Origin of the sequence: Leeuwenhoekiella palythoae, from assembly GCF_900130045.1 — a bacterium.
Lineage (GTDB): Bacteria > Bacteroidota > Bacteroidia > Flavobacteriales > Flavobacteriaceae > Leeuwenhoekiella > Leeuwenhoekiella palythoae.
This window is the reverse complement of the sequence record NZ_FQXT01000005.1, coordinates 1-26,785: the sequence shown is the minus strand read 5'-3', so window position 1 is coordinate 26,785 and position 26,785 is coordinate 1. Positions and strand designations below refer to the sequence as shown.

Below are 26,785 nucleotides of genomic sequence, written 5' to 3'. Positions count from 1 at the left end.
TATGAAAAAAAGATTAGACAAAATTTTAGGAGGCATCTTGGTTTTTCTGATGGCTTCAATCGTTATCGCTGTGCTGTGGCAGGTCTTTTCTAGATATGTGTTACAAGCTGCCAGTTCGTTTACAGAAGAGATTGCGCGCTTCTTGCTCATCTGGATCGGTATTTTGGGAGCGGCTTATGCTGCCGGGCAACAAGATCACTTAGCGATTAACATACTTCCACCTAAACTCAACATCAAAAACCGGATTAAACTGCGTATGGGGATCAATATTTTGATCATTTTATTCGCGCTTTTTGCTTTGATCGTTGGCGGCATCAATTTGGTTTACGTGAATTTCGAACTCGGGCAATATTCTGCAGCCTTAGGCTTGCCGCTTGGTTTTGTTTATGCCGTGTTACCCATAAGTGGCGCATTGATCATTTGGTATAAGATCATCGAATTAGCGAACCCTCAAAAATATTTAGCATCATGATTGAAGTATTAATTCTGGTACTGGTTTTCTTTGTGCTTCTGGGTATTGGGGTCCCTGTGGCTTGGTCTATTGGGATTTCGTGTTTATTGACCATTATGGTCTCTATTGATTCGCTAGCCAGTGTCACCACAATTGCGCAGCGTATGGCTACCGGTTTAGATAGTTTTTCGCTGTTGGCAATCCCTTTATTTGTACTTGCCGGTCAAATTATGAATCAAGGCGGAATAGCACTTCGACTTATTAATTTTGCTAAAGCGCTCATGGGCGCGCTACCCGGAGGACTGATCTATGTTAATGTTATTGCAGCGATGCTTTTTGGTGCAATTTCAGGTTCTGCGGTAGCAGCAACTTCAGCGATTGGAGGGATTTTAGGACCCTTTATGGAAAAAGAAAATTACTCTAAAGAATTTGGAGCGGCGATCAATATTACGGCTTCGACCACAGGATTGATTATTCCACCTTCTAATGTGTTGATCGTATATTCGCTTGCGAGCGGCGGTGTATCTATCGCTTCATTATTCCTTGCAGGATATATCCCCGGAATTTTAATGGGACTTGCACTAATGTTAGTGGCTACCTTCTGGATCAAAAAGAAAAAATACCCTGCAGGTGAACGCAGTAGTTTGGGAACGATACTCAAAACCTTTTTAGATGCTTTGCCTAGTTTGTTGCTGCTAGTCGTTGTAATTGGCGGAATTGTCACAGGTGTTTTTACAGCTACCGAGGCCTCAGGAATTGCAGTACTGTATTGCTTAGTACTTTCGTTTGTGTACCGGGAACTAAAAGTTTCGAGCCTTAAGAGCATTTTCTTAAGCTCTGTGGGTACCACGGCGATTGTAATGCTCTTGATTGCTACATCAATGAGTATGTCGTGGGTAATGTCTTTTGAGAACATTCCTCAAAATGTGAGTTCAGCATTGCTTTCGCTTAGCGACAATAAACTGGTTATCCTGATCATCATCAATGTTCTTTTACTCTTTGTAGGAACTTTTATGGATATGACTCCGGCAGTTTTGATATTTACGCCTATATTCCTTCCGGTGGTTACCAGTATGGGAGTTGAGCCGGTTCAATTTGGAATCATGATGGTAATGAACCTTTGTGTGGGACTATGTACCCCGCCGGTGGGCGCAGTATTATTTATCGGAGTAGGAGTGGCAAAAACTTCAATTCAGAAGATAATGAAACCCCTGTTGCCCCTTTATGCAGTAATGGCCATCGTTTTATTGATGGTAACCTTTATTCCGGCGATAAGCCTGTGGTTACCTTCATTATTTGAATAATTAATTAACGCATCAACCAGATAAACCCTATGAAAAATCTCACTCGAGCAAACACAGGTTTAACCGAAAAACTTCCTATAAAAGTCGTTCAGTATGGTGAAGGAAATTTTCTTAGAGCCTTTGTAGATTACATCATTGATAAACTAAATAAAGAAGCAGACTTTAATGCCGGTGTTGCGGTGATCCAGCCGCTGCCAGGTGGGATGGTAAGTATGCTTAACGATCAAGACGGACTCTATAATTTATTTTTAAGAGGAATTAAAAACGGCGAGGAAACCGAAGAAATACACACCATTTCCTGTGTACAGGAAGGGCTGAATCCGTATACAGATTACGATAAATATCTTGCATTAGCCACTGGCGAAGAGCTAGAATTTTTAATCTCAAACACCACCGAAGCAGGAATTAGTTTTGACGAGAATGATACGCTTGCAGGCACACCACACACAAGTTTTCCTGCTAAAGTAACCGCTTTATTATACAAGCGCTATACTCATTTTGAAGGAGCTTCAGATATGGGATTGACGATCATTCCTTGCGAATTGATTAATCATAATGCAGATATGCTTAAGAAAATCATTTTGCAATACGCAGATTTATGGGACTTAGAGCCTGCATTTAAAAGCTGGGTAGAAGAGCACAATAGCTTTCATAATACATTGGTAGATCGCATTGTTCCGGGGTATCCTAAAGATGATATTGATGCGTATCAAAGTCAGTTAGCGTATAAAGATAATCTTATTGTTTCGGCCGAAACATTTTTACTTTGGGTGATTGAAGGCGACGCGCGATTAAAGCTAAAAATACCGTTTGATAAAATTGATGAGAATATTTTGGTCGTTGAAGATATGCAGCCTTATCGTACACGTAAAGTGCGTATTCTTAACGGAGCACACACTACGATGGTTCCTTTTTCATTGCTCTACGGAAATGAAACGGTAAAGGAAACTGTAGATGATGCATTTACCGGAAAGTTTGTGCGAGATGCTGTATTTAAAGAGATTAATCCAACTTTAGATCTTTCCGAAGAAGAGTTGCAAGAGTTTGCAGATGCTGTTTTTGACCGATTTAGAAATCCGTTCATCAAACACTTATTGTCTAGTATTGCACTCAATACGGTGTCTAAATTTAAAGTTCGCGTATTGCCTAGTCTTTTAGCTTTTGAAAAAGAATACAATCGATTGCCTGAAAATCTTACCTTTGCATTGGCGTGTTTAATCCGTTTTTATAAAGGCACTTATAAGGGTAAAGCATTACCTATAAAAGATGATGCGGCGGTTGTGGCATTCTTCAAAGAAGTTTGGCAAACCGAAGACTATGCAAAAGTGGCTCAAAAGGTATTGAGCAATGTTGGGTTCTGGGATCAGGATTTGACTGCAATTTCAGGATTAGAACAAAAAGTTGCTATTGCTCTGGCGTTAATTGAGGAGTACGGCGTAGAAGAAGCCTATAAAAAATATGCGGTCTAAAAGACTGTTTTTAAGTAAAGCACCTATGAAAAGCAAGTTGATAAAAGTACATCCTGAAGATAATGTGGCAGTAGCTTTGGTAGATTTATATGCTGGAGATACTGTTGATTTTGAAGGAAAATCAATAGCAATTTTAACCGATTCTAAAGCGAAGCATAAGATCGCATTGACCGATTTTAAGGTGAATGATCCCATTTATATGTATGGGGTTTTAGTGGGGAAAGCTTTAAGTGCGATCAATTTTGGAGGCTTGCTTACTACAGAGAATGTAAAACACGAGGCGAACTCAGTTTCTCAAAAAACAGAAACAACTTCGTGGACAGCACCTGATATTTCAAAATGGAAAGACCGAACCTTTATGGGCTATCACCGCGAGGATGGTCAAGTGGGAACGCAGAATATCTGGTTGTTTTTTCCTTTAGTATTTTGTGAAAACCGAAATATAGAATTGCTGAAAGATGTATTTGAAAAAGAGCTTTCTTTTCACAAAGCCAGTAAACAGCGACAATTGTTGCGCAATTTGATCAGCGGTGCACCAGAAGATACAGCGGTTGCAGAAATAGAGGAAGAGCAGGCTATTTTTGACAATATTCAAGTGAAGTTTATCACACACCAAGGCGGCTGTGGCGGTATTCGTCAAGATTCGGTTTCTTTATCTAAACTCCTTGCGGGCTATGTTAATAATCCCAATGTGGCCGGGGCTACAGTATTGAGCTTAGGCTGCCAAAATTTACAAATTGACATTTTCAAACAAGCTTTGGCCGAAAAGAGCGCTGCTATTAAAAAACCTGTGCTGATCTATGAGCAGCAACAGGAGGGTACAGTTGATGAGATGCTTTCTAAAATCATTAAAGACTCTTTTGAGGGCATCAAAAAAGCGAATCAAATTCAGCGTAAACCAGCCTCAATCTCAAAACTGAAGATGGGCTTAGAATGCGGTGGATCAGACGGATTTTCAGGGATTTCTGCAAATCCGGCTTTGGGTTATGCTTCAGATATTCTGGCGGCAGTAGGCGGCTCTCCCATACTTTCTGAATTTCCTGAATTATGCGGAGTAGAGCAGGAGTTGGTGAATCGTTGTGTTTCTGATGAGGATGCAGAGCGTTTTATGCACTTGATGAAGGCTTACGAGAAATCTGCTGTGGATGCAGGATCAGGATTTGATATGAATCCGTCTCCGGGGAATATTAAAGACGGCTTGATTACCGACGCTATGAAATCTGCCGGAGCTGCTAAAAAAGGTGGGACATCGCCTATTCAAGCGATTTTAGATTACGGAGAATATGTCACTAAGCCCGGGTTAAACCTCTTATGTACGCCGGGTAATGATGTAGAAAGTACCACGGCAATGGTAGGTTCTGGGGCTATTGTTGTTGTATTTACTACTGGTTTGGGCACACCTACCGGAAACCCTATCGCACCTGTGCTTAAAGTGGCTTCAAACAGCACTTTGGCACGCAGAATGCCCGATATTATAGATATTGATAGTGGTGGTGTTATTCGAGGTGAAAAGACCATTGAAGAGATGGGAGAAGAAATCTTAGAGCACGTAATTCAAGTGGCGAGTGGCGAGATCCAGTCTAAGGCAGATGCTTTAGGTCAGGATGATTTTATTCCGTGGAAAAGAGGGGTGTCACTTTAAATCACAGTATAGAAAAAAAATAAAAAGGAAGCTACTTTTAGCTTCCTTTTTTTATTGAAGTATCTCGGGTATAAAGCTCCGGACTCAACACCACTTTTTTCTCAACCCTAAAATTCTTTTTTACGTCTGTAATTTGTTCCAGAAAAACCTGAGCGGCTATCTGCCCCATCAGAACGGGTGTTTGTCCCACAGTCGTTAGCGGGCGTTCTAAATATTTGGTAAACGGCTCGTTACTAAAGCCCACAACGCCTACATCTTCTGGGATTTTAAAGCCGTTAGCACGCAGCTCGCGCATACCACCTAAAGCAACATAGTCACTGGCAGAGAAGATTGCATCAAAGCTAATATTGTTTTTTAAAAGGAATTTTACTGCCTCGATACCGGCTTCAACAGTGCTGTTTACTTGCAGTAAAAGATCATCATTTACGGGTAGGTTGTGTGCTTTAAGCGCAGCGATATAACCGTCATAACGGTGTTTGTAAATCTCAAGTTTATGATCACCTCCTATGTGCGCAATATTGGTATAGCCTTGTTGAATCAGGTGTGTAGTGGCTTCATAAGCCCCTTCAAAGTCGTTGATCGTAACCGAACTCACTCCTGAAATATCTTTTTTACGGTCAAAGAAGATCAGTGGTACGCCTTCATCCCTAACTTCCTCTATGTGTTTTACGCTCTCTGTGGTTTTAGAAACCGAAATAAATATGCCATCTATATGCGTATTTAGAAGGGTTTTAATCTGTTTGGCTTCGCTCTCTACATTCTCGTGCGTTTGACAGATAATCACGTGATATCCTTTTGGTTCCAGCTCCTCCTCAATACCGCGAATCACCGAAGCAAAAAACGTGTGATTGATATACGGCACAACCACTCCCACGTTAAAAGTGCGACCACTTTTTAAAGCGAGGGCAAGTGCGTTTTGTTGATAATTGAGTTCCTTGGCGGTTTTTAAAACAAGTTCCTTGGTTTTTAAGCTCACACGATCGCTGTCATTTAAAGCTCTCGATACCGTAGCAGCACTAATATTTAGTTTTTTTGAGATATCGTAAATCGTAACCTTTTCTTTCTGGCGCATCTTCAATTAGGGTGTTGTAATCGTTTTCAATTTAGAATAATTTTTAATATTTCTCACTTTTTCAGCAGAATATACAAGAAGAAAAGCCATAAAATGGCACTTTAATTTATCAATCAGGCATATTTAACTGTTAAAAACTGATTTTTTAATGAAAATTAGTCTTTTTTATTTGCATAATGATAATTAATATTTATTTTCGTGCAATCGATTACATTAATTGTTGCAGAACGAGTAATTTGATCAAACCCATTTAGATAACCAGTTTATTAATCTATGCTACCCATTTTAAGAAATCGATTTCGCTACCTTCTTCTAACCGCAATTGCGGTTGGTTTAGTTTCAGTTTCCTGTAAGAAGAAAGATGAGCAATCTAAAGCAGATTTAGCACAAACTGAAAATGTTTGGGCACAGGCTGATGCCATCATCGAAGAGATCGGAACAGTGACTTTTCAGGATTCGGTATTCAATATTAATGAATACGGAGCTGTAGCAGATGGAACAACTTTAAATACGGAAGCTTTTAAAGCTGCTATTGACGCTTGCAATCAGGCGGGTGGTGGTAAAGTTTTAGTACCAAAAGGAACGTATTTAACAGGCCCAATTCACTTAAAATCAAATGTGAATTTACACCTAGATGCTGATGCTGAAGTCTTATTTACCACAGATAAGAGCGCTTATTTACCAGCAGTGCATACATCGTATGAGGGGATGGAAATCATGAATTATTCTCCGCTCATCTATGCTAAAGGGCAGAAAAACATTGCAGTAACAGGCAACGGAACTTTTAATGGTCAGGCGAATTCAGAGAATTGGTGGCCGTGGTGTGGTGCAGAGCGTTATGGGCACAAAGAGGGAGAGCCACAGCAAAAAGATGAACATAATTTGCCCACGCTTTTTACAATGATCGAAGATGGTACTCCGGTTGAAGAGCGCATTTTTGGAGAAGGCCATCAACTACGCCCCTTGTTTTTACAAACGCTGGAATGTGAAAATGTTTTGATTCAAGGAGTGACTTTTACCAATGCGCCGTTCTGGGTCATTCATCCGCTAAAATCAAAATATATAACCGTAGACGGGGTTACTGTGAACAGCCACGGTCCTAATAATGATGGCTGCGATCCTGAATATTCAAAATATGTGCACATCACCAATTGCAACTTTAATACTGGTGATGACTGTATCGCAATAAAGTCTGGACGGAACGGTGATGGTCGTCGTGTAAATATTCCTAGTGAGAACATTGTGGTTGAAAACTGTGATATGAAAGATGGTCACGGTGGTGTGGTTATGGGCAGTGAGATCTCCGCTGGGGTACGTAACGTATTTGTACGCGAGTGTACGATGAACAGTCCAAATCTGGATCGTGCTATAAGAATTAAGACCAACACGTTGAGAGGTGGTTTTGTTGAAAACGTCTATGTGAAGGATGTTGAAGTCGGTCAGGTAAAAGAAGCGGTGCTTAAGATCAATACGTATTATGGCATCTACGGAACTCAAGAAGGGGACTTTATTCCAACTATAAAAAACATCAACTTAGAAAATGTTACGGTAGAAAATGGAGGGAAATATGGGCTGTTGATTCAAGGTAGAGAAGAAAAGCCGGTGACGGGAATCAGCTTAAAAAATGTAAGCATCAAAAATGCGGCGACTCCATTGAAGATTGAAAATTGCGAACCTATAAACTATGTAAATACAACTATTAATAACGAGAAATACGGAGAAAAGTAAACAGAAACAATTACAAACAGAAACAATCAAATTTAACATGATGAGAAATACACACACAAATTTTCTTATTCGAAAAAAGATTGGCTTGCTTTTAGTGCTGGCAAGCTGCCTTTTTTCGGTACCTGGATTTGCTCAGGACACACGCACGATTACCGGTACGGTTACTTCTGCAGATGACAGTATGCCGTTGCCCGGTGTAAATATCGTAGTTGAAGGAACCAATTATGCTACGGTAACTGATTTTGACGGTAATTTTCAGCTAGAAGTACCCGGAGATGATGCCACTTTAGTGGTGAGCTATGTGGGATTTCTTACTAAAAATGTAGCAGTGGGTTCTCAAAGTACCTTTACGATATCGTTGGAGACAGATGTTCAGTCTTTAAATGAAGTGGTCGTAGTAGGTTATGGAACCGTAAAAAAATCAGATCTAACAGGTGCCGTTGGTACTATAGGTTCTGAAAGTCTAACCGAAAGAAACATAACCAATCCCGTTGAATCTTTACAAGGTTTAGTGCCCGGGGTGCAGGTAAGTAACTCTACCGGTCGTATTGGTGATGGTTTTAATATCACCATTCGTGGTCAGAATTCAATTGGCGGTGGCGGTGACCCTCTTTTTGTAGTTGACGGCGTTCCTACTGATAACATCGATTTCTTAAATCCACAGGATATAGAGCGAATGGATATCTTAAAAGATGCTTCATCTACTGCGATCTATGGTTCTCGTGGATCTAACGGGGTTGTGATCGTAACCACACGCAGTGGTGCAGGTGCAAAAGGCGGACTAACCGTTAGTGTGGAGTCTTTTGTAGGTGTTAAAGATGTAGCACGTTTACCAAAATTAATGGACCCGCAAACCTGGTGGGATTATCACCAATCTGCTTATTTAGCTACCGCCGGAACGGATCCTAACACAGGCGCTGTTTCTGCCGAAACATTAGCGAATGCCGTGGGTGGTAATGGTTCTAACGAGGAGCTTTTAAGACGGGTAGCTGCTAATCAATCTTTTGACTGGTATGATGCGGTTTTAAAAACAGGTGTTCAGCAAAATACCTACGTAAATGCTTCCGGAAGGGCAGAAAATGGTTTGGGATATAACTTAGGAATTGGCTATCAAAACGAGACCGGAAACATCGATAATGAAGAATTGAATAAATATACCTTGAAGCTTGGGGTTGATCACAACATCAATGATAAGTTTACTTTAGGTACTAATGTTACGGTTACATTAATCGATCAGGATCAAGGTTCTGATGTCGCTATGCGTGAAGCATTTCGATTAAATCCATTTTTAGATCCTTATGATTTAGATGGGGTTACGCTTTTTCCACAACCTGGAAAATTAGTAGATGAAAATGGAGATTTTATAATCAATAAAACCAGTACCTACAATCCGCTTTTAGAAATTAACAACTCAATCGATAACGTACGCCGTTGGAACGTGATTGGAAACAGTTATTTTCAATATCAAGCAACAGATTGGCTATCGTTCAAAACTTCTTTCGCTGCGGGTTATACAGACACGCGACGCGGAAGATCTTGGGGAGCATTGACCAATACAGGTGCCAGTAATAACAACTTGCCTTCTGCGCGCTTAGATCAAAGCCAGAATTTTAATTACACCTGGGATAATCAGTTCAACATCAATAAAACTTTTGATGAAAAGCACAATGTAAGTTTACTGGGGCTTTACAGTATTTTCTCTAATCGTAACGAAAATTCGTATTCGGCTTCACGTAATATGCCTTTTGATACCAGTTTTTATAACATTGGCAGTGGAGAGCAAAGTACGTATGATATTGGTTCTGGATTCAATAAGAATACGCTACGCTCTTATGCATTGCGTTTAAATTATTCATTTGATGATAAATATTTACTAACCCTATCTAATAGATGGGATGGTTCTTCAGTATTTCCGGAAGACAATCGCTGGGATTCATTTCCGTCAGCAGCGGTGGGTTGGAATATCTCTAACGAGGATTTCTTAGCAGAATCAACAACGGTAAGCAACTTAAAATTACGTGCTAGTTTTGGTTATACCGGAAACAATATCATTGATCCTTATTCGTCATTAAATACACTGAATTCACAAACCTACTACGATTATGCAGGTACCGTTTCTAATGGATTTATCTCAACGCAAATCGCTAACGCGGCATTACGTTGGGAGCGTACTCGTGAATTTAACGTGGGGGTTGATTTTGGATTCTTAAATGATCGTATCACCGGTAGTGTTGATGTTTACGACAGACTTTCTGACGATCTATTATTTACACAAGATCTTCCTAGCGAAACCGGGTTTTCTAATATTAATGCAAACGTAGCTTCTGTAAACAACAGCGGTGTCGAACTTGCTTTAACTACTCGAAATATTCAGACCGAAGATGTAACCTGGACGACCCAATTTACGTTCACTAAAAATACTAACGAGCTGCGTACTATATACGGGCAGAGCGAAGTAGATGATATAGGGAACAACTTATTTATTGGAGAATCTCTAGATGCGATCTACAATTATAAATTCACCGGAATCTGGCAGGCAGATGAGGCCGATGAAGCGGCAGGCTACGGGATGGAAGAAGGTCAGGAGAAATTGCTTGATGTTAACAATGACGGTCAATATACACCAGATGGTGACCGTATCATTTTAGGTTCTTCTAACCCTGATTGGACCGGAAGTTTCTTCAGTTCGCTACGTGTAAAAAACTTTGATCTTTCTACTTCTGTAATTGTAACGCAAGGAGTTTTAGTGTACAGTAACTTCCACTCTAATTTCGCAAATACGCGTGATCGTGGACGTCAAAAATTAGATATAGACTGGTATGTTCCTGCCAACGATGCGGGCTTACCGGCAAGAGCATCTAATACCTATCCGCAGCCACGTAATGAAGGTTCATTTTGGAGAAACAATGGCGTAGGCTATTACAAGGATGCATCGTTTGTAAAAGTGAAAAACATCGCGCTTGGATATAACCTGGGTGATGGCGCCTTAGAGAAATTAGGCTTTACATCATTGCGAGTTTATGCTAACGTGCTTAACCCATTTGTGTTTACAGATTATGAAGGCTATGACCCAGAATGGGCAGGAGCGAGTTTAAATACAGGTAGACCGGCTTCTGTGACGTATCAGTTAGGCTTTAATTTAAAATTTTAAGAAGATGAAAAAGATAACCTATATAATAAGCTGCCTCACTGTTTTGTTTACGGTGATCAGCTGCCAAGATTTTTTAGAAGAAGAAAATGAATCTTTTGCCGTTGCCGAAGAATTTTATCTTACCGGTGAAGGCTATCAATCGCTTATCAATGCTAATTATTCACAATTGCGTGAATTATATGGTAACGCACCTTGGATCTACGTTTGTGGAACAGATCTTTTTGCCGAAGGGCGTGACGCAGAACCCACAGGATTGAGCAGATATTCTGACCTTAACCCGTCTTCTTCAGGTGTGGCAGAATTGTATGACAATGCATACAGAGCTATTCAGTTAGCAAATACTGCAGTGTATTACGCAGATTTAACCGAATCTACAGATGTACTTGATCAGCAGTTAGGTGAAGTACGATACCTACGCGCAAATGCCTACTTTTTATTAGTGCAAACCTATGGAGGTGTTCCATTAATAACAGAATATTTTAGAGAACCGGTATTAGAATTTTCTAGAGAAAGTGCTGAGAATATCTATGGTTTTATCATTAGCGAACTAGAAGCTGCGTTAAACCAAGTAGGTTCAGGAGCATATCAGGGAAAAGTAAATCAGCGTGCAGTGAATCATCTGTTAGCTAAAGTGTATTTGACTAGAGGTTATGAAAGTTTCGGTTCTACTGCAGATTTCACTACAGCTGCTTCTTATGCGGAAGCTGCGATTGCAGGGCAAGGCTTAAATCTATCTTTTGCCGAATTATGGGCACCGGGAAATCCTACCTATCCTATAAAGGAAGAAACTCTATTTTCGGTACAATATGATCCTGCTTCAGTGAGTACAGCGCCATTTGATCTAGGACATCAGCAAACGGCTTATTTTGGTCCGTATCAAGGTGGAAGTGAGGTTGCCGGTGACGCACCTTACCGTACCTATACCTTGTGTCCAACACAATTTGCGATAGATCTTTTTACCGAAGATGACGAGCGGTATGCTGCCACTTTTATGACTGAAGTGTATAGTCGTTATTTTGACTTTTATGATGTTGATGATACCAGCACGCTTCCGGTAGCGCATTACTATGCTCCGGCTTGGGAAGCCACTCAGGCAGATCAAGATGCATACCTGGCAGAACACCCTGACGCAACGTATCACCCTTACGGAAGTTATGTGCCTTCGGCAAATCCTACTAATGATTATCAAACTATTCCGCTTAAGAAATTTGATGATCCTGAGGCTCCGTTTGGGCAAAATACAAGTAGAAGAGATATCGTATTATCTCGTTTGGGAGAAACGTATTTGATCGCTGCAGAAGCTTATTTACAAGCTGGTCAACCAGGAACCGGTCTTACTTTTCTTAATGATGTGCGTGAGCGTGCAGGCGTAGTTGATGCTACTCTTGCAGAATTTGATATCGATTATATTTTAGATGAGCGTGGGCGCGAACTAATGGGTGAATATCACCGCTGGTTTGACTTGAAGCGTACTGGTACATTGATCGAGCGAGCTTCGGCATACCACTATCTTGTTGAAGAAGGTAATTTTAATGGTGCTAACGGCGAACTCAAGATCTTGAGACCTATTCCGCAAAGTGCTTTAGACTTGAATCAAAATAATGACTTTGAACAGAATCCTGCATACCAGTAATTTTTGAATTTTAATTGAGCGTGAAAAAAGCTTACCCATTTTGGGTTAAGCTTTTTTCTGCTTTTTAAATGGTTTTATGATGAGAACACGTTACGGTCTGATATTTTTCATTTTGATGGTTTGCACTGCATTGAAACTTTCTGCACAGGAAAAGCCCATCGAAGTCAAACCTTATACCTTAGAGACGACTTATGAAAAACTCAAAAAGGAATATCCTTTTATAAAACCAATAGAAGCTCTAAAAACAGGTGATTTCAAAGTTCTAGAAGATCTGGCGTATGAGCGTGTCAATGGTCGAGAACTAAAGGCAGACGTTTATATCCCTACCGCTAAGGCGGAAAAGTATCCGGCCGTCATATTGGTTCACGGCGGGGGTTGGATCAGCGGGAGCAAGGCTAATGTCAGGCCTTTAGCGTTACAATTAGCAAACCACGGCTATGTTGCTGTCACCGCAGAATACAGATTGAGTACAGAAGCAGTGTATCCCGCAGCGGTTAAAGATCTCAAAGCGGCAATTCGTTGGATGCGAGATCAAGCTGAAGCGTTTAAGATTGATAAAAACAGGATAGCCATTTTAGGCAATTCGGCAGGAGCACAACTGGCTACTGTGGTAGGTGTTACCGGAAACTCTGAACTGTATAAAGACCTGCAGGATACGACCTCAGATGCGGTACAGGCGATTATAAATGTTGACGGAATTGTATCTTTTACACATCCGGAATCAGAAGAAGGGGAAGTTGCAGCGCAATGGCTCAACGGTTCGCGTTCTGAAAATTTAAAACATTGGGAGGAAGCTTCGCCTTTAACTTATGTAAATGCAAAAACGCCACCCACCCTTTTTATCAACAGTACACAGCCACGTTTTCACGCAGGTCGTGATGATATGCTTCAGATTTTAAATCAGCACGATATATACAATGAGGTACATACGTTACCGGGTACACCACATTCGTTTTGGCTGGTTCAACCTTGGTTCGATAAAACGCTTCAGTATAGTTTATCTTTTTTAGATCGGGTTTTCAATAAAGAAAGTTCAGAAGTCTATAAAACTCTCATCGTGGCTCAGGACGGTAGTGGAGATCATAAAAGCATTCAGGAAGCGATTAGTAATACGCGAGATTTAGGTCCCGGATTTGTCAAAATTCTGATCAAAGAGGGCGTTTATAATGAAAAGATAGTGATCCCGGCTTGGAAACGTAAAATTGCTCTTATAGGAATGTCTGGAGACGAAGTAGTTCTTGTGAATTCCGATTACTCGGGTAAACTAGATTCTTTATCTAATAAGGAACACAACACCTTTACCACATACACGTTGAAAGTGGAAGGTCAAGATTTTTATGCTGAAAATCTAACCATTCAGAATACTTGGTGTGAGAAGGGGCAGGCTGTAGCCTTACACGTTGCAGCAGATAGAGCCGTTTTCAAAAATTGCAAGATTTTGGGTTGTCAAGATACGGTCTACACCGCGGGAGAAGGGAATCGTATACTGTTTGATTCGTGTTATATTGAAGGTACAACCGATTTTATTTTTGGGCAGGCCACAGCATTTTTTGACGCTTGTGAGATTCATAGTCTGTCAAATTCGTATGTCACCGCTGCGTCAACGCCTAAGTTTCAAGAATACGGGTATGTTTTAAATCAGTGCACCCTTACCGCAGCTCAAGGCGTAGATCAGGTATATTTAGGAAGGCCGTGGCGCCCGTATGCTAAAACGGTTTTTATAGAAAGTAAACTGGGCGATCACATAATGCCTGAAGGATGGAATGTATGGGACTGTGATGCTATGTTTCCGCATAAAGAGCGCACAGTTTTTTATGCTGAATTTCAGTCTACAGGAGCCGGTGCGAACCCTGATGAACGGGTGTGGTGGTCACATCAGCTTTACGAAGAGGAAGCACTGCAATACACAAAAGAAAAAGTTCTCGGCGGTAAAGACCATTGGGACCCAGATAAACAAATTTCAATTTTAAAATAGACTTGATGAAGCATTTAAAAACACTAGCACTTTGTTTAACCTTAGCCACATTTTCGGTGGTAAGTGCGCAAGACAAACCTACGCTTTATCTTATTGGCGATTCTACAATGGCCGATAAGAAAAACCCGGAGGAAAATCCTGAACACGGCTGGGGGCAAGTGCTTCCGGAATTGCTCACCGACGCTATAGAAGTCAGTAACCACGCCGTTAATGGGCGCAGCAGTAAAAGTTTTATTACGGAAGGGCGCTGGGAAACCGTACTAGAAACGTTGAAAAAAGGCGATTATGTGTTCATTCAGTTTGGGCATAATGACCAGAAGTTTAAAGACAGTACGCGCTATACCAATCCGTTTACACAGTACAGATACAATCTAGAGCGTTATGTAAAGGAAACCCGAGAAGCCGGAGCAACACCAATTCTTATGTCTTCAATCGTAAGACGAAAATTCAATGAGCACGGCACACTCGAGGATACGCACGGAAATTATCCCCTGGTCGTGCGTATGGTGGCCAATGATTTAGACGTTCCGTTTATAGACATGCAATTCCTGACCGAACGATTAGAGCGAAAGTTGGGTCCTGAAAAGTCTGAATCCATTCACTTGCATTTTGAGCCTGGCGAAAATCCTTATTATCAAAATGGAAAACACGATGATACGCACTTGTCCTACACCGGCGCGAAGATGATTGCGTCACTGGCTTTGCAAGAAATTGCCAGACAGGGTTTGGCTTTAGAAAACTACATTAAACCTCAAGTTTTGGAGGCAGAAATTGTTACCTTGAAAGACTAATTACTAACCAAAAATAAATAATATGAAATCTTTGATTTCAGTAGAAAACAAAATAATTGTCATCAGCGGCGCTACGGGCGTTTTGGGTGAATCTATGACGCGTTCATTAGCCGCAGCCGGTGCTCACGTAGTCGTATTGGGACGCAATCAGAGCAAGGTAGACGCACTGGTTGATAGCATCAAACAAGAGGGAGACCAAGCTTCGGGCGTTGTTGCAGATGTAACCAATAAAGAGGCTTTAGAAGCAGCTAAGGACACGATCGAGAATCATTTGGGCTACATAGATGTATTGATCAACGCTGCCGGCGGAAATATGAAAGGCGCGTTGATTCTTCCTGAGCAAAGCCTTGCTGATGCTGATGTAGAAGAAATGCGCAAGGTGATAGATTTAAATTATATAGGCAGCTTTTTACCTACGCAGGTATTTCTTCCGTTATTAGAAAAGTCAAAAAAAGGTAGTGTGTTGAACATTTCTTCGGTAGCAGCGCATTTACCGTTAACACGTGTGATGGGCTATGCTTCGGCAAAGGCAGGAATCGAAAATCTAACCCAGTTCTTAGCCATCGAGTTTGCACAAAAACAGGAGAACCCCATTCGGGTAAACGCTTTGGCTCCGGGGTTTTTCCTAACGGAACAAAACCGCGAATTGCTCACCAACAGCGATGGAAGCCTTACCGATCGCGGTGAAAAAATCATAGCACATACGCCTTTGGGTAAATTTGGCGATCCGCAAGAACTTAATGGAGCTATCCACTGGTTGTGCAGCGATGCGGCCAATTTTGTAACCGGAACCGTAGTGACTGTAGATGGTGGTTTTAAGGCTTTTGCCGGAGTTTAATTTTAGCAAGTAGAAATGATACAAACGATGAGATGGTACGGGCATAAAGATCCCGTTACCCTACAAGATATTAGGCAGGTAGGAGCAACTGGTGTGGTTCACGCGATGCACGAAATTGAAAATGGTGCGCTTTGGTCTGTTGAGGTTTTAAAACAACGCAAAGCTGAAATAGAAGCCGCAGGACTTACGTGGAAAGTCGTAGAAAGCCTCCCAGTAACTGAGCCTATAAAAACCCGAAGCGGAGCTTTTCAAGAACATATAGATAACTATAAACAGTCGCTCATTAACCTTAGTGAAATAGGGGTTGAGGTGGTGTGTTATAACTTTATGCCGGTCTTAGACTGGACGCGCACTCAATTGGCTTATCCTTTAAAAAATGGCGCGACCGCATTACGCTTTGATTGGGCGCATCTTGCGGCTTTTGATTGTTTTATGCTGAGACGAAAAAACGCAGAGAAAGATTATGATGAAAAGATATTAACCGAAGCGAAACACTTTTTTGATAAGGCTTCAACCGAAGAAAAGCAGAAGTTGGAGGATGCAATCATTGCTGGTCTCCCGGGCGCTGAAGAAGGATATAGTCTCGAGGGATTACAGGAAGCTATTGATAAATACGCTTCAATTGACGAGGTAAAAGCACAGGAGCATTTAAAGCTTTTTTTAGATGAGATTTTACCAGTTGCTGAAGCCGCAGGAGTGGCTATGGCGATTCACCCTGATGATCCGCCGCATCCGTTTTTTGGCTTGCCTAGAATAATGAGTAAAGCTTCAGATATTGCGCGTTTACTAAAAGATAATGACAGCAAATATAACGGAGTCACCTTTTGCACCGGTTCATTTGGAGCGCGTGCAGATAATGATTTGGTACAAATGATCGATGATTACGGCAGCCATATACATTTCATTCATTTGCGTAGTACCAAAAGAGATGCGATGGGCAACTTTTTTGAGGATAATCATCTGGAGGGCGATGTACCTATGCCTGCTGTAGTGCACGCACTTTTAGAAGTGGAAAAGAAAAGAGGGAAGCAATTACCTATGCGACCAGATCACGGCCATCAGATGCTTGACGATCTCAAAAAACCGCTCGCACATCCGGGGTACACTGCGATAGGCCGTTTAAAAGGATTGGCAGAATTACGCGGGGTAATCGCAGGGATAGAATTTATGCAGAACAAAAAGTAACCTTATGAGTACAAAAGCAACAAGCGACGTATTTTTTAAAACAGATAAAAATGCCTGGGAGCAGGCCGATAAAGGGATTACAAGGCAAATTATAGCACATAACAACGATTTAATGGTCGTAAGTGTTAAGTTTGAAAAAGGAGCTATAGGTAGCGTGCACGACCACGTTCACACTCAGGGCAGCTATGTAGTTTCGGGAAAATTTGAGATCACGATCAATGGGAAGTCAGAACTATTAGAAGCTGGTGACGGCTTCTATGTGCCGCCGCACGCACCACACGGAGCAAAATGCCTAGAAGCAGGAATTTTAATCGATTCGTTTAATCCGGCGAGGGAAGATTTTTTAGAATAGTAAAGAGCGGCTCTAGGGCCGCTTTTTTAATTAAGTCCTAACTTTAGATGTTTTTGTTATCTACATCATTTTGGATTAAGAATCATGACTAACACAACCGCTAATACCGAATTAGAGACCTTTACGCATCGCGAATTATTCATAAACATATGGCGATCTCCTCGCAGGGTATTTAAGGTATATGCATCAACGCGGAATTGATGACTTTGTACAAACGCTGTTGCTTTTAGCGGGTATTTTTAATGCCTTTGATCGTGCTATTGAAAAAAATCTTGGTGATAGCATGTCTTTGCTTTCCGTAATTGGATTTAGTGTCTTTGGTGGAGCGCTTCTTGGTTGGATCTCTTATTATTTGTACGCAGCGCTGTTAAGCTGGACAGGCAAGTGGATAGGAGGGCGCGCTTCTAGTAAAGAACTAGTAAGAGTCTTGGCTTATGGAATGCTACCTGCTATTACAGCTTTAGTATTTTTAATGCTTCAAATATCCATTTATGGCGAAGCAGTTTTTCAAGAGGATCTAGATTTAACCAAAGGCAGCTCTTTTGATAAAGTGATTTATTACACTTCAGTTTTTTGTGAAATAGTTTTATCTATTTGGTCGTTTGTTCTCATTTTGATCGGTATTTCAGAAGTGCAAAATGTAGGTCTCTTTAAAGCATTTTTAAATTTGATCCTGCCCATTTTTATAGTGCTTCTGCCTATTTTACTCATCAGTGTGCTATATTCGGCAATCGTTTAATTTAAAGGCTTGCGGTATTGTTATTGAAAAAAATACTTGGTCTGATTTTCCTGTAAAATAGCTCTTACAAAGTCTCCAAAAATCACTTAAAAATTTAACGCTGAATTAATAAATGAACTATAAGAAAAATATACATTTGTGTAACCAGTTACATATTTAGAATGAGTGAAGATTTTTTGATTGAAATGGGCTACGCCGGTTTAACCGGTAGATTAAAAAGATTGAGTGATGCTTTTATGTATCAAACTCGGGATTTTTATAGAGAACACGACAGTGAGATAGAGCCCAATTGGCATATGATCTTTTTACTTCTTCAGAAAAATGAAACGATGACGGTAACCGAAATTGCAGATGCCTTACAGCTCTCGCATCCGGCGATCGTAAAACTTATAAATAAAATGAAAAAACGCGGCTACATCAATTCTAATCTGGATCCTAAAGATAACCGCAGGTATAACCTGGTTTTATCACAAAAAGCCAAAAAAGAACTACCTGTTTTAGAAGCCTATTGGGAAGCCGGTAATAAAGCGCTTGAAGAAATGCTTGAACACAATACCCTATTGCTTGAACAATTAGAACAGCTTGAAGCCCGTATGGCGGAAGCTGATTTTAAAACCCGAATGGATAAACTACTTATAAACGAATAGAACGTTCCAAATTTTAAAGGCTATGAAGTTACTCATCGATATTTCAGGATGGGCGGGCTCTTTTCTTGTAGTCCTCTCGTATGCACTTACTCTAGTAAAAAACAAAGATTTTAGTACCTATTGTATTTTAATGAACTTAGTAGGAGGAATGTTGATTGCGGTCAATTGCTTTTATTATAAAGCCATTCCGTCTTTAGTTACCAATGTGATCTGGAGTATTATAGCCTTACTCTCTATTTACCGCGCTAAAAGGCATTGGTATCAAGACCGAAAAAGAAAAAGAAAAGCGCAGGGGTATTGATGCAGTTGCACCGATTGTAGTACCTTCGGGTATGCGCAAATTACAACGGATTTACATTTCCCTACTGCTTTTTACGACGGCTTTTACAGCCTGTAAAGAAGTTAATGATAACCCTAAACTTACTATTGCCACCGCTGCTAATATGCAATTTGCAATGCAGCGGTTGGCAGACGATTTTACTAAAGATACAGGGGTGCCTTGTGAATTGGTGATCAGTTCTTCGGGGAAATTAACGGCACAACTTAAAGCGGGAGCACCTTACGATATTTTTGTTGCGGCAAATATGAAATATCCGCAGGAGGTTTACGATGCTGGTATTGCGGCAACATCCCCTAGAATTTACGCATACGGTAAACTTGTTATCTGGACGTTGCGTAGCGAACTCAAACCTGAATTTGCGACGCTTCAATCAAATGCGGTCAAACATATTGCTTTGGCCAATCCAAAGACAGCGCCTTATGGAGAGGCAGCGGTTGCTGCGTTAAGTACATTGCAATTGGAGGAGGCTGTGGCTGATAAGTTGGTCTATGGCGAAAGTATTGCACAAACCAATCAGTTTATTATTTCCGGCGCAGCCGAAATAGGATTTACCGCACTTTCGGTAGTAAAAGCACCTTCTTTAAAAACCAAAGGATTCTGGGCGCCGGTAGCTGATTCCTTATACAAACCTATAGCGCAAGGGGTTGTGAGGATCTCACAGGATGCAGCAAAAAAGCAACAGGCAGAAGCATTTTATGCTTATCTTTTTACCGAAGAAGCACAGAAAATTCTTCAAGATTTTGGATATTCGGTAGGTGAATAGTTTCAACGGAAATATTAAAACCATTCAAGTTAATGGCAATCTTAGTTTGGTGTTGGTTGAAGTTACACCTAAACTTCAGCTAAAAGCCATCGTGATCGACACGCCTGAAACTGCGACCTATCTTCAATCTGAAGCTTCGGTTGCTGTACTTTTTAAAGAAACCGAAGTGATCATTGCCACTGCAGAAGTGCCGCAGATCAGTTTGCAAAACCGCATTCCTGCAAGTATTGTTTCCGTAGAAAAAGGAGCGTTACTTACTAAACTCAAATTACAGTCAGATGCCGGTGTGCTCATAGCTATCATAAGCACAGATTCTGCATCGCGTTTAGAACTGCAAGAAGGCAAGAAGGTGATCGCGATGATCAAGTTAAACGAAGTAATGTTGCGTGGTTTATGAATTGGGAACCTCTTATCCTCACGTTTAAACTAGCGGTACTTACCACTTTTATTTTGCTAGTGGTTGCATTACCCTTGGCCCGGTGGTTAAGCACAACAAAAGCTAAGATCAAACCGGTCATTGAGACGCTGGTGAGTATGCCTCTGGTATTACCGCCCACGGTTTTGGGGTTCTATTTTTTAATGGCTTTCAGTCCTAATAATTTCTTCGGAAATTGGCTCAACGAGTGGCTGGGTGTTAAGTTGGTATTTTCGTTTGCGGGTTTGACCGTCGCGTCTGTACTTTATAGTTTGCCGTTTATGGTTCACCCGCTACAGTCAGGTTTGAGCAGCATTCCGCGATCAGTAACAGAGGCTGCTTATGTGATGGGCAAGTCCACTTGGGAAACGTTTTTTAAGGTGCAACTTCCGCAGATCAAACCCGCATTACTTACCGGTATTGTATTGTCTTTTGCACATACCGTGGGTGAATTTGGAGTAGTGCTGATGATAGGTGGCAATATTCCGGGGAAAACAAAAGTAGCATCTATCGCGATTTATGATGAGGTCGAAGCTCTCAATTACGATGCTGCTCATCTATATTCTTTTATTCTCTTTGCGATTACTTTTTGCATTTTACTTGTCGTGTATCTCGTGAACGGAAATCATTTTAAAAGTCTTTATAAATGATCGAGATTGATTTTACTAAAACATTAGATGGGGGAGCAGGTAGTTTTGATCTTGAACTGAAACTGGCTTTAGAAGCTGGTCAATTTACCACAATCTATGGAGCGTCTGGCGCGGGGAAAACTTCTACTTTAAGAATGATCAGCGGATTGATGACTCCAGATCGTGGAAGTCTCGTTGTAAACAATGAAGTCTGGTACGACAGTTCAAAAAAAATCAATAAAAAACCTCAGGAGCGCAGTATAGGTTTTGTTTTTCAAGATTATGCCTTGTTTGGTCATATGACGGTCTTAGAGAATCTGATTTTTGCCAAAGGAAAAAACGATGGTACTAACAGTATAGACGAACTTTTAGAGGTGATGGAGTTGCAGCAACTGGAACACCGCAAACCCGAAACACTAAGCGGCGGACAAAAACAGCGTGTGGCGCTAGCGCGGGCCTTGGTGCAAAAACCAAAACTATTATTGCTTGATGAGCCCTTTGCAGCGCTAGATAATACCATACGTTTTAAACTTCATGAATATTTAAAGCGCGTTCAAGAGCGCTACGATCTAACCACAATTTTAATATCTCACGAGGTAGGCGAAATTATCAAGTTGGCTGACAAGGTGGTTTGTTTAGAACAAGGAAGGATCAATAAAATAGGCTCGCCCGATACTGTCTTTACCAATCAAAATTTAAGCGGAAAATTCAAATTTCCGGGAGTGGTTGTCAAGGTTGAAAGGGAAGAGATCATCAGCGTCGTGAGTGTGCGCATTCATACGCAAGTGGTTAAAGTAGTAGTACAGCATCACGAAGCCCAAGCGCTTGCTTTGGGCGATCAGGTGATAGTCGTCTCAAAAGCCTTTAATCCTATACTTTATAAATTAGAAGCATAAAAAATCCGGAAGCCGTCTTCCGGATTTTTTTTTTGTTGCTGTTGAAGCGCATAATATTTTGAGAAGGTTTACTTCTATTCAGAGAAACGCATTTAATCCTTCTGTTGTAAAAACCATTCAATTTTTTCCACTTCAGTGGTGCATCCGCAATAAAAAGGAGCGCGCTCGTGCAGTTCGTTAGGAATACGTTCCATAATGCGACCGTAACCGTCAGAAGCTTTTCCTCCCGCTTGTTCTGTAAGAAAAGCCATAGGATTACATTCGTAATTTAGACGCAGCTTACCCTTGGGAGCTTTAGTTCCTTCAGGATATAAATAGACTCCGCCTAGCAACATGTTTCTGTGAAAATCAGCCACCAGCGAACCGATGTAACGTGAAGTAAAAGGTCTGTTTTCTTCTTCTTTAAGCTCTTGCGCCCAACGTATAAACTTTTTAATTCCTTGCGGAAAGTGCACATAATTCCCTTCATTTACCGAATAAATTCTACCAGATTCCGGATATTTCATATTAGGATGAGAGAGAAAAAAAGATCCAATTCCGGGATCAAAAGTAAAGCCGTGAGTACCATTTCCTGTGGTATACACTAGCATTGTTGAGGTTCCGTAGATGAGATAGCCCGCAGCAACCTGATTGATACCGGGTTGTAGAAAATCTTCTAAAGTTACAGGCGTCCCCACCGGGCTGATTCTGCGATAAATGCTAAAAATGGTACCTACCGTTATATCAACATCAATATTTGAAGAACCATCAAGCGGGTCAATAAGCACTACATAATTGGCATTTTTATGTTGCTCCTCATTAAAAACTACAAAATCTTCAAGTTCTTCTGAGGCCAAACCGCAAATATCGCCACGATCACGTAGTGTGCTGATAAACATATCATTGGCGAGTACATCTAGTTTTGCTTGGGATTCTCCTTGTACATTTTCTTGACCGGCTTTTCCGCGTATTTCTGCAAGTCCGGCTTTGTTGATTTCTTGATTTACCATTTTTCCGGCGAGCCTAATAGCGCTCAGAAGCGAGGTGAGTTCGCCTTTAGCATACGGGAAATCTTTTTGGTTTTGAACGATAAATTCGCCAAGCGTGGTGTGTCTTTCCATAAAAGTGTGTTCTGGTTGGTCTATGTAATAAAATTACTTTTTTATTAAAAAATGTATCAAATACATTTTTTACAATCGATTACTTTGACTTTTTATTGATTATTTGGCAAAGAATTCGTAGTAAAGTTAAAGCAAAGTTTTGTGATTAAAAGCCTCAGTATACTTTTAATTTAAGAGTTATTAGCGGAAGTTTTTTGTAAGAAATAACGCTTTAAGTAGCGCCGTAAATAAAGCATTAAAATTGTTTTAAAATCAAAGCTAACTCCAAGAAAACCGCTAATTTCGAGCTTAATACTAGAATTTATGAGTAAACATATTGTAATTATTGGGGGAGGCTTTGCCGGAATCAATCTTGCTAAAAAACTAAGTAAAGTATCGTACTACCAAGTCACCTTAGTAGATAAAAATAATTACAATTTCTTTCCGCCCTTGTTGTATCAAGTATCCACGGGATATCTTGATCCTTCGAGTATTACTTTTCCGTTTAGAAACCTTTTTAGAGGCCAGGCAAATTTTAGGTTTAGAATGGGAGAATTTTTAGAAGTTCAGCCTGAAAATCATCAGATCATTTTGAATAACGGTACGCTACACTACGATTATTTGGTATTGGCTACGGGAACGCAAACCAATTATTTTGGACTTGATCAGATTGAAAAGCATGCGATTCCCATGAAGACGCTTGAAGACGCATTAGAAATGCGTAATCTTTTACTACAGCGACTTGAAGAAGCCACGCGTATAGATGATAAGTCACAACGTTTACCCTATTTAAATATGGTGGTTGCGGGAGGCGGTCCTACCGGAGTTGAAATTTCCGGTGTTTTTGCAGAGTTGCGTAACCATACTATAAGAAAAGAATTTCCTGAGCTCATAGGTTCCGGAAGCCGAATTTATTTGATCAACGGTGGGGGAGAGCTGCTTTCGCCTATGAGTGAGAAAAGTCAGCAATACACGCTTAAAAAACTACAAAAAGCAGGTGTGGAAGTTTTGCTTAACACGCGAGTTGTAGATTTTGATGGCGAAAAAGTTATGATGAAAGATGGTTCTCATATTTATAGCAAAAACCTTATCTGGGCGACGGGCGTGACCGGCTTTCGATTTAAAGGAATCCCAGATATAGCTTATGAACGCGGTAACCGGTTAAAAGTGGATGCCTATAATAAGGTCGAAAATGTACAGGATATTTATGCTATTGGTGATGCTTCAATAAGCACTGCTGACTCAGATTTTCCTACAGGGCATCCGCAACTTGCCCAAGTAGCCATGCAACAAGGAAGAGTATTAGCTAAAAACCTGGACCGAATGGCTAAAGGAAAACCGCCCAAACCCTTCAATTATCTTGATAAAGGATCTATGGCGATTATTGGGAGCAGTAAAGCTGTTGCCGATATGCCTAAACCAAAACTACACTTCAATGGCTTTGTGGCATGGTTTGTATGGCTATTTGTACACCTATTTGCTTTAATTGATTATCGAAATAGAGTGCGTACGTTCTACAACTGGTCTACAGAATACCTTACCCAAAATCAAGATCTCAGACTGATCATAAGACCAAACACAAAGCGGAAATAGCTTATGCGGTTTTAGTTATTAAGAATATTCTTACGAGTTATTTTTCTATGGAAGTAAATCGTTTTTTTTAATTCTGAATCTTCTCACATAAATCGATTTACTCCTTTGATTCAGGATGAACGACTATTAAATGCTGATATAGTGGTAGTTGTAAAAACTAATTACTTGTATAAAACAGTAATATGCGTTTATATTTCCGAGTCACATTCCTACGATAAATAAAATTACACTTGTAAAAAATTAAAAAACACCCAAACTAAACCGATAAAGTTGTGTTTTTTATCCCGTTTTTGTGTTTTTTAAAGAATCCTTGTCTAGCTTAGTATAAACAAAAGTTAATACTCTCATTACAAATTTTCCAGAGTAGACGTTCATTTTGACATTTAAGAGGGTTTTTAGCCATACTTATGTCAAAATTTTCTCACCCCTATTTACATTTTAAAATCTTGACTGACAACTATATATGGTTGTTGGTCTAGGCTTTTATTGCTCAGATTTAACGTTTTAAAAATAACCTCTCAACCTTAAAACAAAGTAACTATGGTGAACTTTACTTTTCGAAATTTTATTTTCAAATCCATCTTTTGCCTGCTCCTTGTATGCAGTATAGGGCAAAATGCTTTAGGGCAAACACAGACGTTTGCAACTAACTTAGTTGATATTGATACAGATCACGTAGTTAACGGTTCTTTTGCTGTAGATGGTGATCTAAATACCACTGCAGAGCTAGAAGCTAATAGTGGCTTGGCATTAGGTATAGGAGCTTATAACAGTTTTATTGAGATAGGCTACGATACTCCGGTAGCAGCAAATACCACAACCTTCATACGCATAGATACTCAGGATGAACTTCTTCGCGTTCTGCTAGGTGGTGGTCTGGGTAATCTATTAGGAGATGTTCTTGGGGTAGTCCTTATCGGAAATCAAGAATTTACAGTCGAAGCCAGATCGGGCACAACAACGGTGCTTAGCGCAGACTCCTCTGACCCTAATACCTTTGATTCTCCCCGAGTGCGTGTGGTAACAGATGTTAGTGGTGCGATGTATATTGCTATGACCCCAAATCAATCATACAGCAGTATACGCATCACTAATAGTATAGGTTCGCTTCTAGGTTTAGGTAATACGAGAACATTAAATGTGAGAGGCGCATTTTATAATTCTGGCGCTTTAACGTGTAATGATCCACTTTACACCTCTTATGATGGAGACGGTCTTAGTCTTGATCTATTGCAACTGGGAGGAGCAGGAGTCAATAATCCTGAAAATGCTATAGATAATGATCCCAACTCTTTCTCAGAATTGAGTCTTGGGGTGTTGGACGTAGCTGCATCTATAGAGCAAATAGTTTATTTTGGTGTCCCATCACAGCCCACTGAAGATTTTAAAATCAGTTTAAGAGTAGATCCAACATTGTTGGCTTTAGGAGTGGTTAACAATATCACCTTTGAGGCCTACAATGGTCCTACATTAGTCTCGAGTTCGAGTCTTTCATCCCTATTAAATCTTGATCTTTTGGGTCTTTTGCAAGGCGGTGCTGTCGCGCAGGTTCCTTTTGACGTCGCTGGACCTGCAGACCGCATTGTGGTACGTTACACCTCCTTATTAGGAGTTAATGTTTTTCAAAGATTAGACTTATATGATGTAGCGATCACTCCCGGAATTCCCGTTATCGATGCTGCTTCAGAAGATGTTGAAGTATGCGAGGGAGAGAGCGCTTCTTTAGTGGCGACTACGGCGAGTGCGGGAGCAGAACTGCGCTGGTATGACAGCGAGGTTGGCGGTAATTTACTGGCAACCACAGCCAGCGGTGAAACCTTTACCACTGCGGCATTGTCAGAAGATACTACTTTTTATGTAGCCTCCTTTTTAGCGGGTTGTACCGAAGAATCCGGCCGCGTGGCTGTGGAGGTGACTGTCAATCCCTTACCGGAATCCGGCGATATCACTGTTTTAGGATTTGATCTTCCGATCTGTCTTCCGGAGCTGCTTACTATCGTTCCCACAGCAACGATAAATGGAAGCTTCAACTATTACTTAGATGCTAACGGAACGCTGCCGATCACTGATGGTTTAGTAGAAGATGGAATTAC

General features: G+C 40.7%; 23 protein-coding genes. 21 read left to right on the top strand and 2 right to left on the bottom strand.

Annotation, left to right across the window (positions count from 1 at the left end; all coding sequences use genetic code 11):
• Position 1: 1 nt before the first annotated feature.
• From BUA96_RS13385 to BUA96_RS13370, 4 genes are read left to right on the top strand one after another with little or no spacing between them, the layout of a single operon-like run.
• Positions 2-472, top strand: coding sequence for a TRAP transporter small permease (locus BUA96_RS13385; protein WP_072983939.1), 471 nt, complete (start codon positions 2-4; stop codon positions 470-472).
• Entirely contained in the window at positions 469-1,755 is a 1,287-nt protein-coding gene (locus BUA96_RS13380; protein ID WP_072983938.1) for a TRAP transporter large permease, read from the top strand. The genes BUA96_RS13385 and BUA96_RS13380 overlap by 4 nt, the downstream gene beginning before the upstream one ends.
• A 29-nt stretch (positions 1,756-1,784) precedes the next feature.
• On the top strand, positions 1,785-3,224 hold the full coding sequence (locus tag BUA96_RS13375) for a tagaturonate reductase (RefSeq protein WP_072983937.1): 1,440 nt from the start codon (positions 1,785-1,787) through the stop codon (positions 3,222-3,224).
• A gap of 25 nt (positions 3,225-3,249) precedes the next feature.
• Positions 3,250-4,866 carry a UxaA family hydrolase gene (locus BUA96_RS13370; RefSeq protein ID WP_072983936.1) on the top strand — a complete coding sequence of 539 codons (1,617 nt, stop codon included), beginning with the start codon at positions 3,250-3,252 and terminating at the stop codon, positions 4,864-4,866.
• 37 nt (positions 4,867-4,903) lie between these two features.
• Here the strand turns inward: BUA96_RS13370 and BUA96_RS13365 are convergent, their stop codons facing one another.
• The gene (locus BUA96_RS13365) at positions 4,904-5,938 is read right to left on the bottom strand and encodes a LacI family DNA-binding transcriptional regulator (protein WP_072983935.1); all 1,035 of its coding nucleotides are present in this window, start codon (positions 5,936-5,938) and stop codon (positions 4,904-4,906) included.
• A 273-nt stretch (positions 5,939-6,211) separates the two neighbouring features.
• Between BUA96_RS13365 and BUA96_RS13360 the strand changes: the two genes are divergently transcribed.
• The 15 genes from BUA96_RS13360 (at position 6,212) to BUA96_RS13290 (ending at position 22,020) form a co-directional block, all read left to right on the top strand.
• Complete coding sequence (locus BUA96_RS13360) at positions 6,212-7,666, top strand: glycoside hydrolase family 28 protein (RefSeq protein ID WP_072983934.1); 1,455 nt, start codon at positions 6,212-6,214, stop codon at positions 7,664-7,666.
• Between the two features lie 37 nt (positions 7,667-7,703).
• Positions 7,704-10,817 carry a SusC/RagA family TonB-linked outer membrane protein gene (locus BUA96_RS13355; protein WP_233430651.1) on the top strand — a complete coding sequence of 1,038 codons (3,114 nt, stop codon included), beginning with the start codon at positions 7,704-7,706 and terminating at the stop codon, positions 10,815-10,817.
• A 4-nt stretch (positions 10,818-10,821) separates the two neighbouring features.
• Positions 10,822-12,450 carry a RagB/SusD family nutrient uptake outer membrane protein gene (locus BUA96_RS13350; RefSeq protein ID WP_072983932.1) on the top strand — a complete coding sequence of 543 codons (1,629 nt, stop codon included), beginning with the start codon at positions 10,822-10,824 and terminating at the stop codon, positions 12,448-12,450.
• A 76-nt stretch (positions 12,451-12,526) separates the two neighbouring features.
• Positions 12,527-14,425 carry a pectinesterase family protein gene (locus BUA96_RS13345; protein ID WP_233430650.1) on the top strand — a complete coding sequence of 633 codons (1,899 nt, stop codon included), beginning with the start codon at positions 12,527-12,529 and terminating at the stop codon, positions 14,423-14,425.
• A gap of 5 nt (positions 14,426-14,430) precedes the next feature.
• The gene (locus tag BUA96_RS13340; protein WP_072983929.1) at positions 14,431-15,216 is read left to right on the top strand and encodes a rhamnogalacturonan acetylesterase; all 786 of its coding nucleotides are present in this window, start codon (positions 14,431-14,433) and stop codon (positions 15,214-15,216) included.
• A 22-nt stretch (positions 15,217-15,238) separates the two neighbouring features.
• Positions 15,239-16,054 (top strand): SDR family oxidoreductase, encoded by an 816-nt coding sequence (locus tag BUA96_RS13335; RefSeq protein WP_072983927.1) that lies wholly within the window; start codon positions 15,239-15,241, stop codon positions 16,052-16,054.
• Between the two features lie 15 nt (positions 16,055-16,069).
• Positions 16,070-17,239 carry a mannonate dehydratase gene (uxuA, locus tag BUA96_RS13330; RefSeq protein WP_072983925.1) on the top strand — a complete coding sequence of 390 codons (1,170 nt, stop codon included), beginning with the start codon at positions 16,070-16,072 and terminating at the stop codon, positions 17,237-17,239.
• Between the two features lie 4 nt (positions 17,240-17,243).
• The gene (locus tag BUA96_RS13325; RefSeq protein WP_072983923.1) at positions 17,244-17,591 is read left to right on the top strand and encodes a cupin domain-containing protein; all 348 of its coding nucleotides are present in this window, start codon (positions 17,244-17,246) and stop codon (positions 17,589-17,591) included.
• A gap of 181 nt (positions 17,592-17,772) precedes the next feature.
• Positions 17,773-18,330 (top strand): YIP1 family protein, encoded by a 558-nt coding sequence (locus BUA96_RS13320; RefSeq protein ID WP_072983921.1) that lies wholly within the window; start codon positions 17,773-17,775, stop codon positions 18,328-18,330.
• Between the two features lie 161 nt (positions 18,331-18,491).
• Positions 18,492-18,977 carry a MarR family winged helix-turn-helix transcriptional regulator gene (locus tag BUA96_RS13315; RefSeq protein ID WP_072983919.1) on the top strand — a complete coding sequence of 162 codons (486 nt, stop codon included), beginning with the start codon at positions 18,492-18,494 and terminating at the stop codon, positions 18,975-18,977.
• 22 nt (positions 18,978-18,999) lie between these two features.
• Positions 19,000-19,278: a CBU_0592 family membrane protein gene (locus BUA96_RS13310; protein WP_072983917.1), complete on the top strand. Its 279-nt coding sequence runs from the start codon at positions 19,000-19,002 to the stop codon at positions 19,276-19,278.
• A 31-nt stretch (positions 19,279-19,309) separates the two neighbouring features.
• Complete coding sequence (modA, locus tag BUA96_RS13305) at positions 19,310-20,080, top strand: molybdate ABC transporter substrate-binding protein (protein ID WP_072983915.1); 771 nt, start codon at positions 19,310-19,312, stop codon at positions 20,078-20,080.
• The gene (locus BUA96_RS17155; protein WP_084673170.1) at positions 20,073-20,477 is read left to right on the top strand and encodes a TOBE domain-containing protein; all 405 of its coding nucleotides are present in this window, start codon (positions 20,073-20,075) and stop codon (positions 20,475-20,477) included. The genes modA and BUA96_RS17155 overlap by 8 nt, the downstream gene beginning before the upstream one ends.
• On the top strand, positions 20,474-21,145 hold the full coding sequence (modB, locus tag BUA96_RS13295) for a molybdate ABC transporter permease subunit (protein WP_072983913.1): 672 nt from the start codon (positions 20,474-20,476) through the stop codon (positions 21,143-21,145). The genes BUA96_RS17155 and modB overlap by 4 nt, the downstream gene beginning before the upstream one ends.
• Positions 21,142-22,020: an ATP-binding cassette domain-containing protein gene (locus BUA96_RS13290; protein WP_072983912.1), complete on the top strand. Its 879-nt coding sequence runs from the start codon at positions 21,142-21,144 to the stop codon at positions 22,018-22,020. The genes modB and BUA96_RS13290 overlap by 4 nt, the downstream gene beginning before the upstream one ends.
• A 92-nt stretch (positions 22,021-22,112) precedes the next feature.
• On the opposite strand, the gene fbp is transcribed toward BUA96_RS13290, so the two are convergent.
• Positions 22,113-23,120 carry a class 1 fructose-bisphosphatase gene (gene fbp / locus BUA96_RS13285; RefSeq protein ID WP_072983910.1) on the bottom strand — a complete coding sequence of 336 codons (1,008 nt, stop codon included), beginning with the start codon at positions 23,118-23,120 and terminating at the stop codon, positions 22,113-22,115.
• 303 nt (positions 23,121-23,423) lie between these two features.
• Here fbp and BUA96_RS13280 point away from each other — a divergent pair, with 303 nt between their 5' ends.
• Together BUA96_RS13280 and BUA96_RS13275 are read left to right on the top strand one after the other, a co-directional pair.
• Positions 23,424-24,692 (top strand): NAD(P)/FAD-dependent oxidoreductase, encoded by a 1,269-nt coding sequence (locus BUA96_RS13280; protein ID WP_072983908.1) that lies wholly within the window; start codon positions 23,424-23,426, stop codon positions 24,690-24,692.
• A 540-nt stretch (positions 24,693-25,232) separates the two neighbouring features.
• Positions 25,233-26,785 (top strand): immunoglobulin domain-containing protein (locus tag BUA96_RS13275; protein ID WP_455565125.1); only part of this gene is annotated, 1,553 nt, incomplete at its 3' end.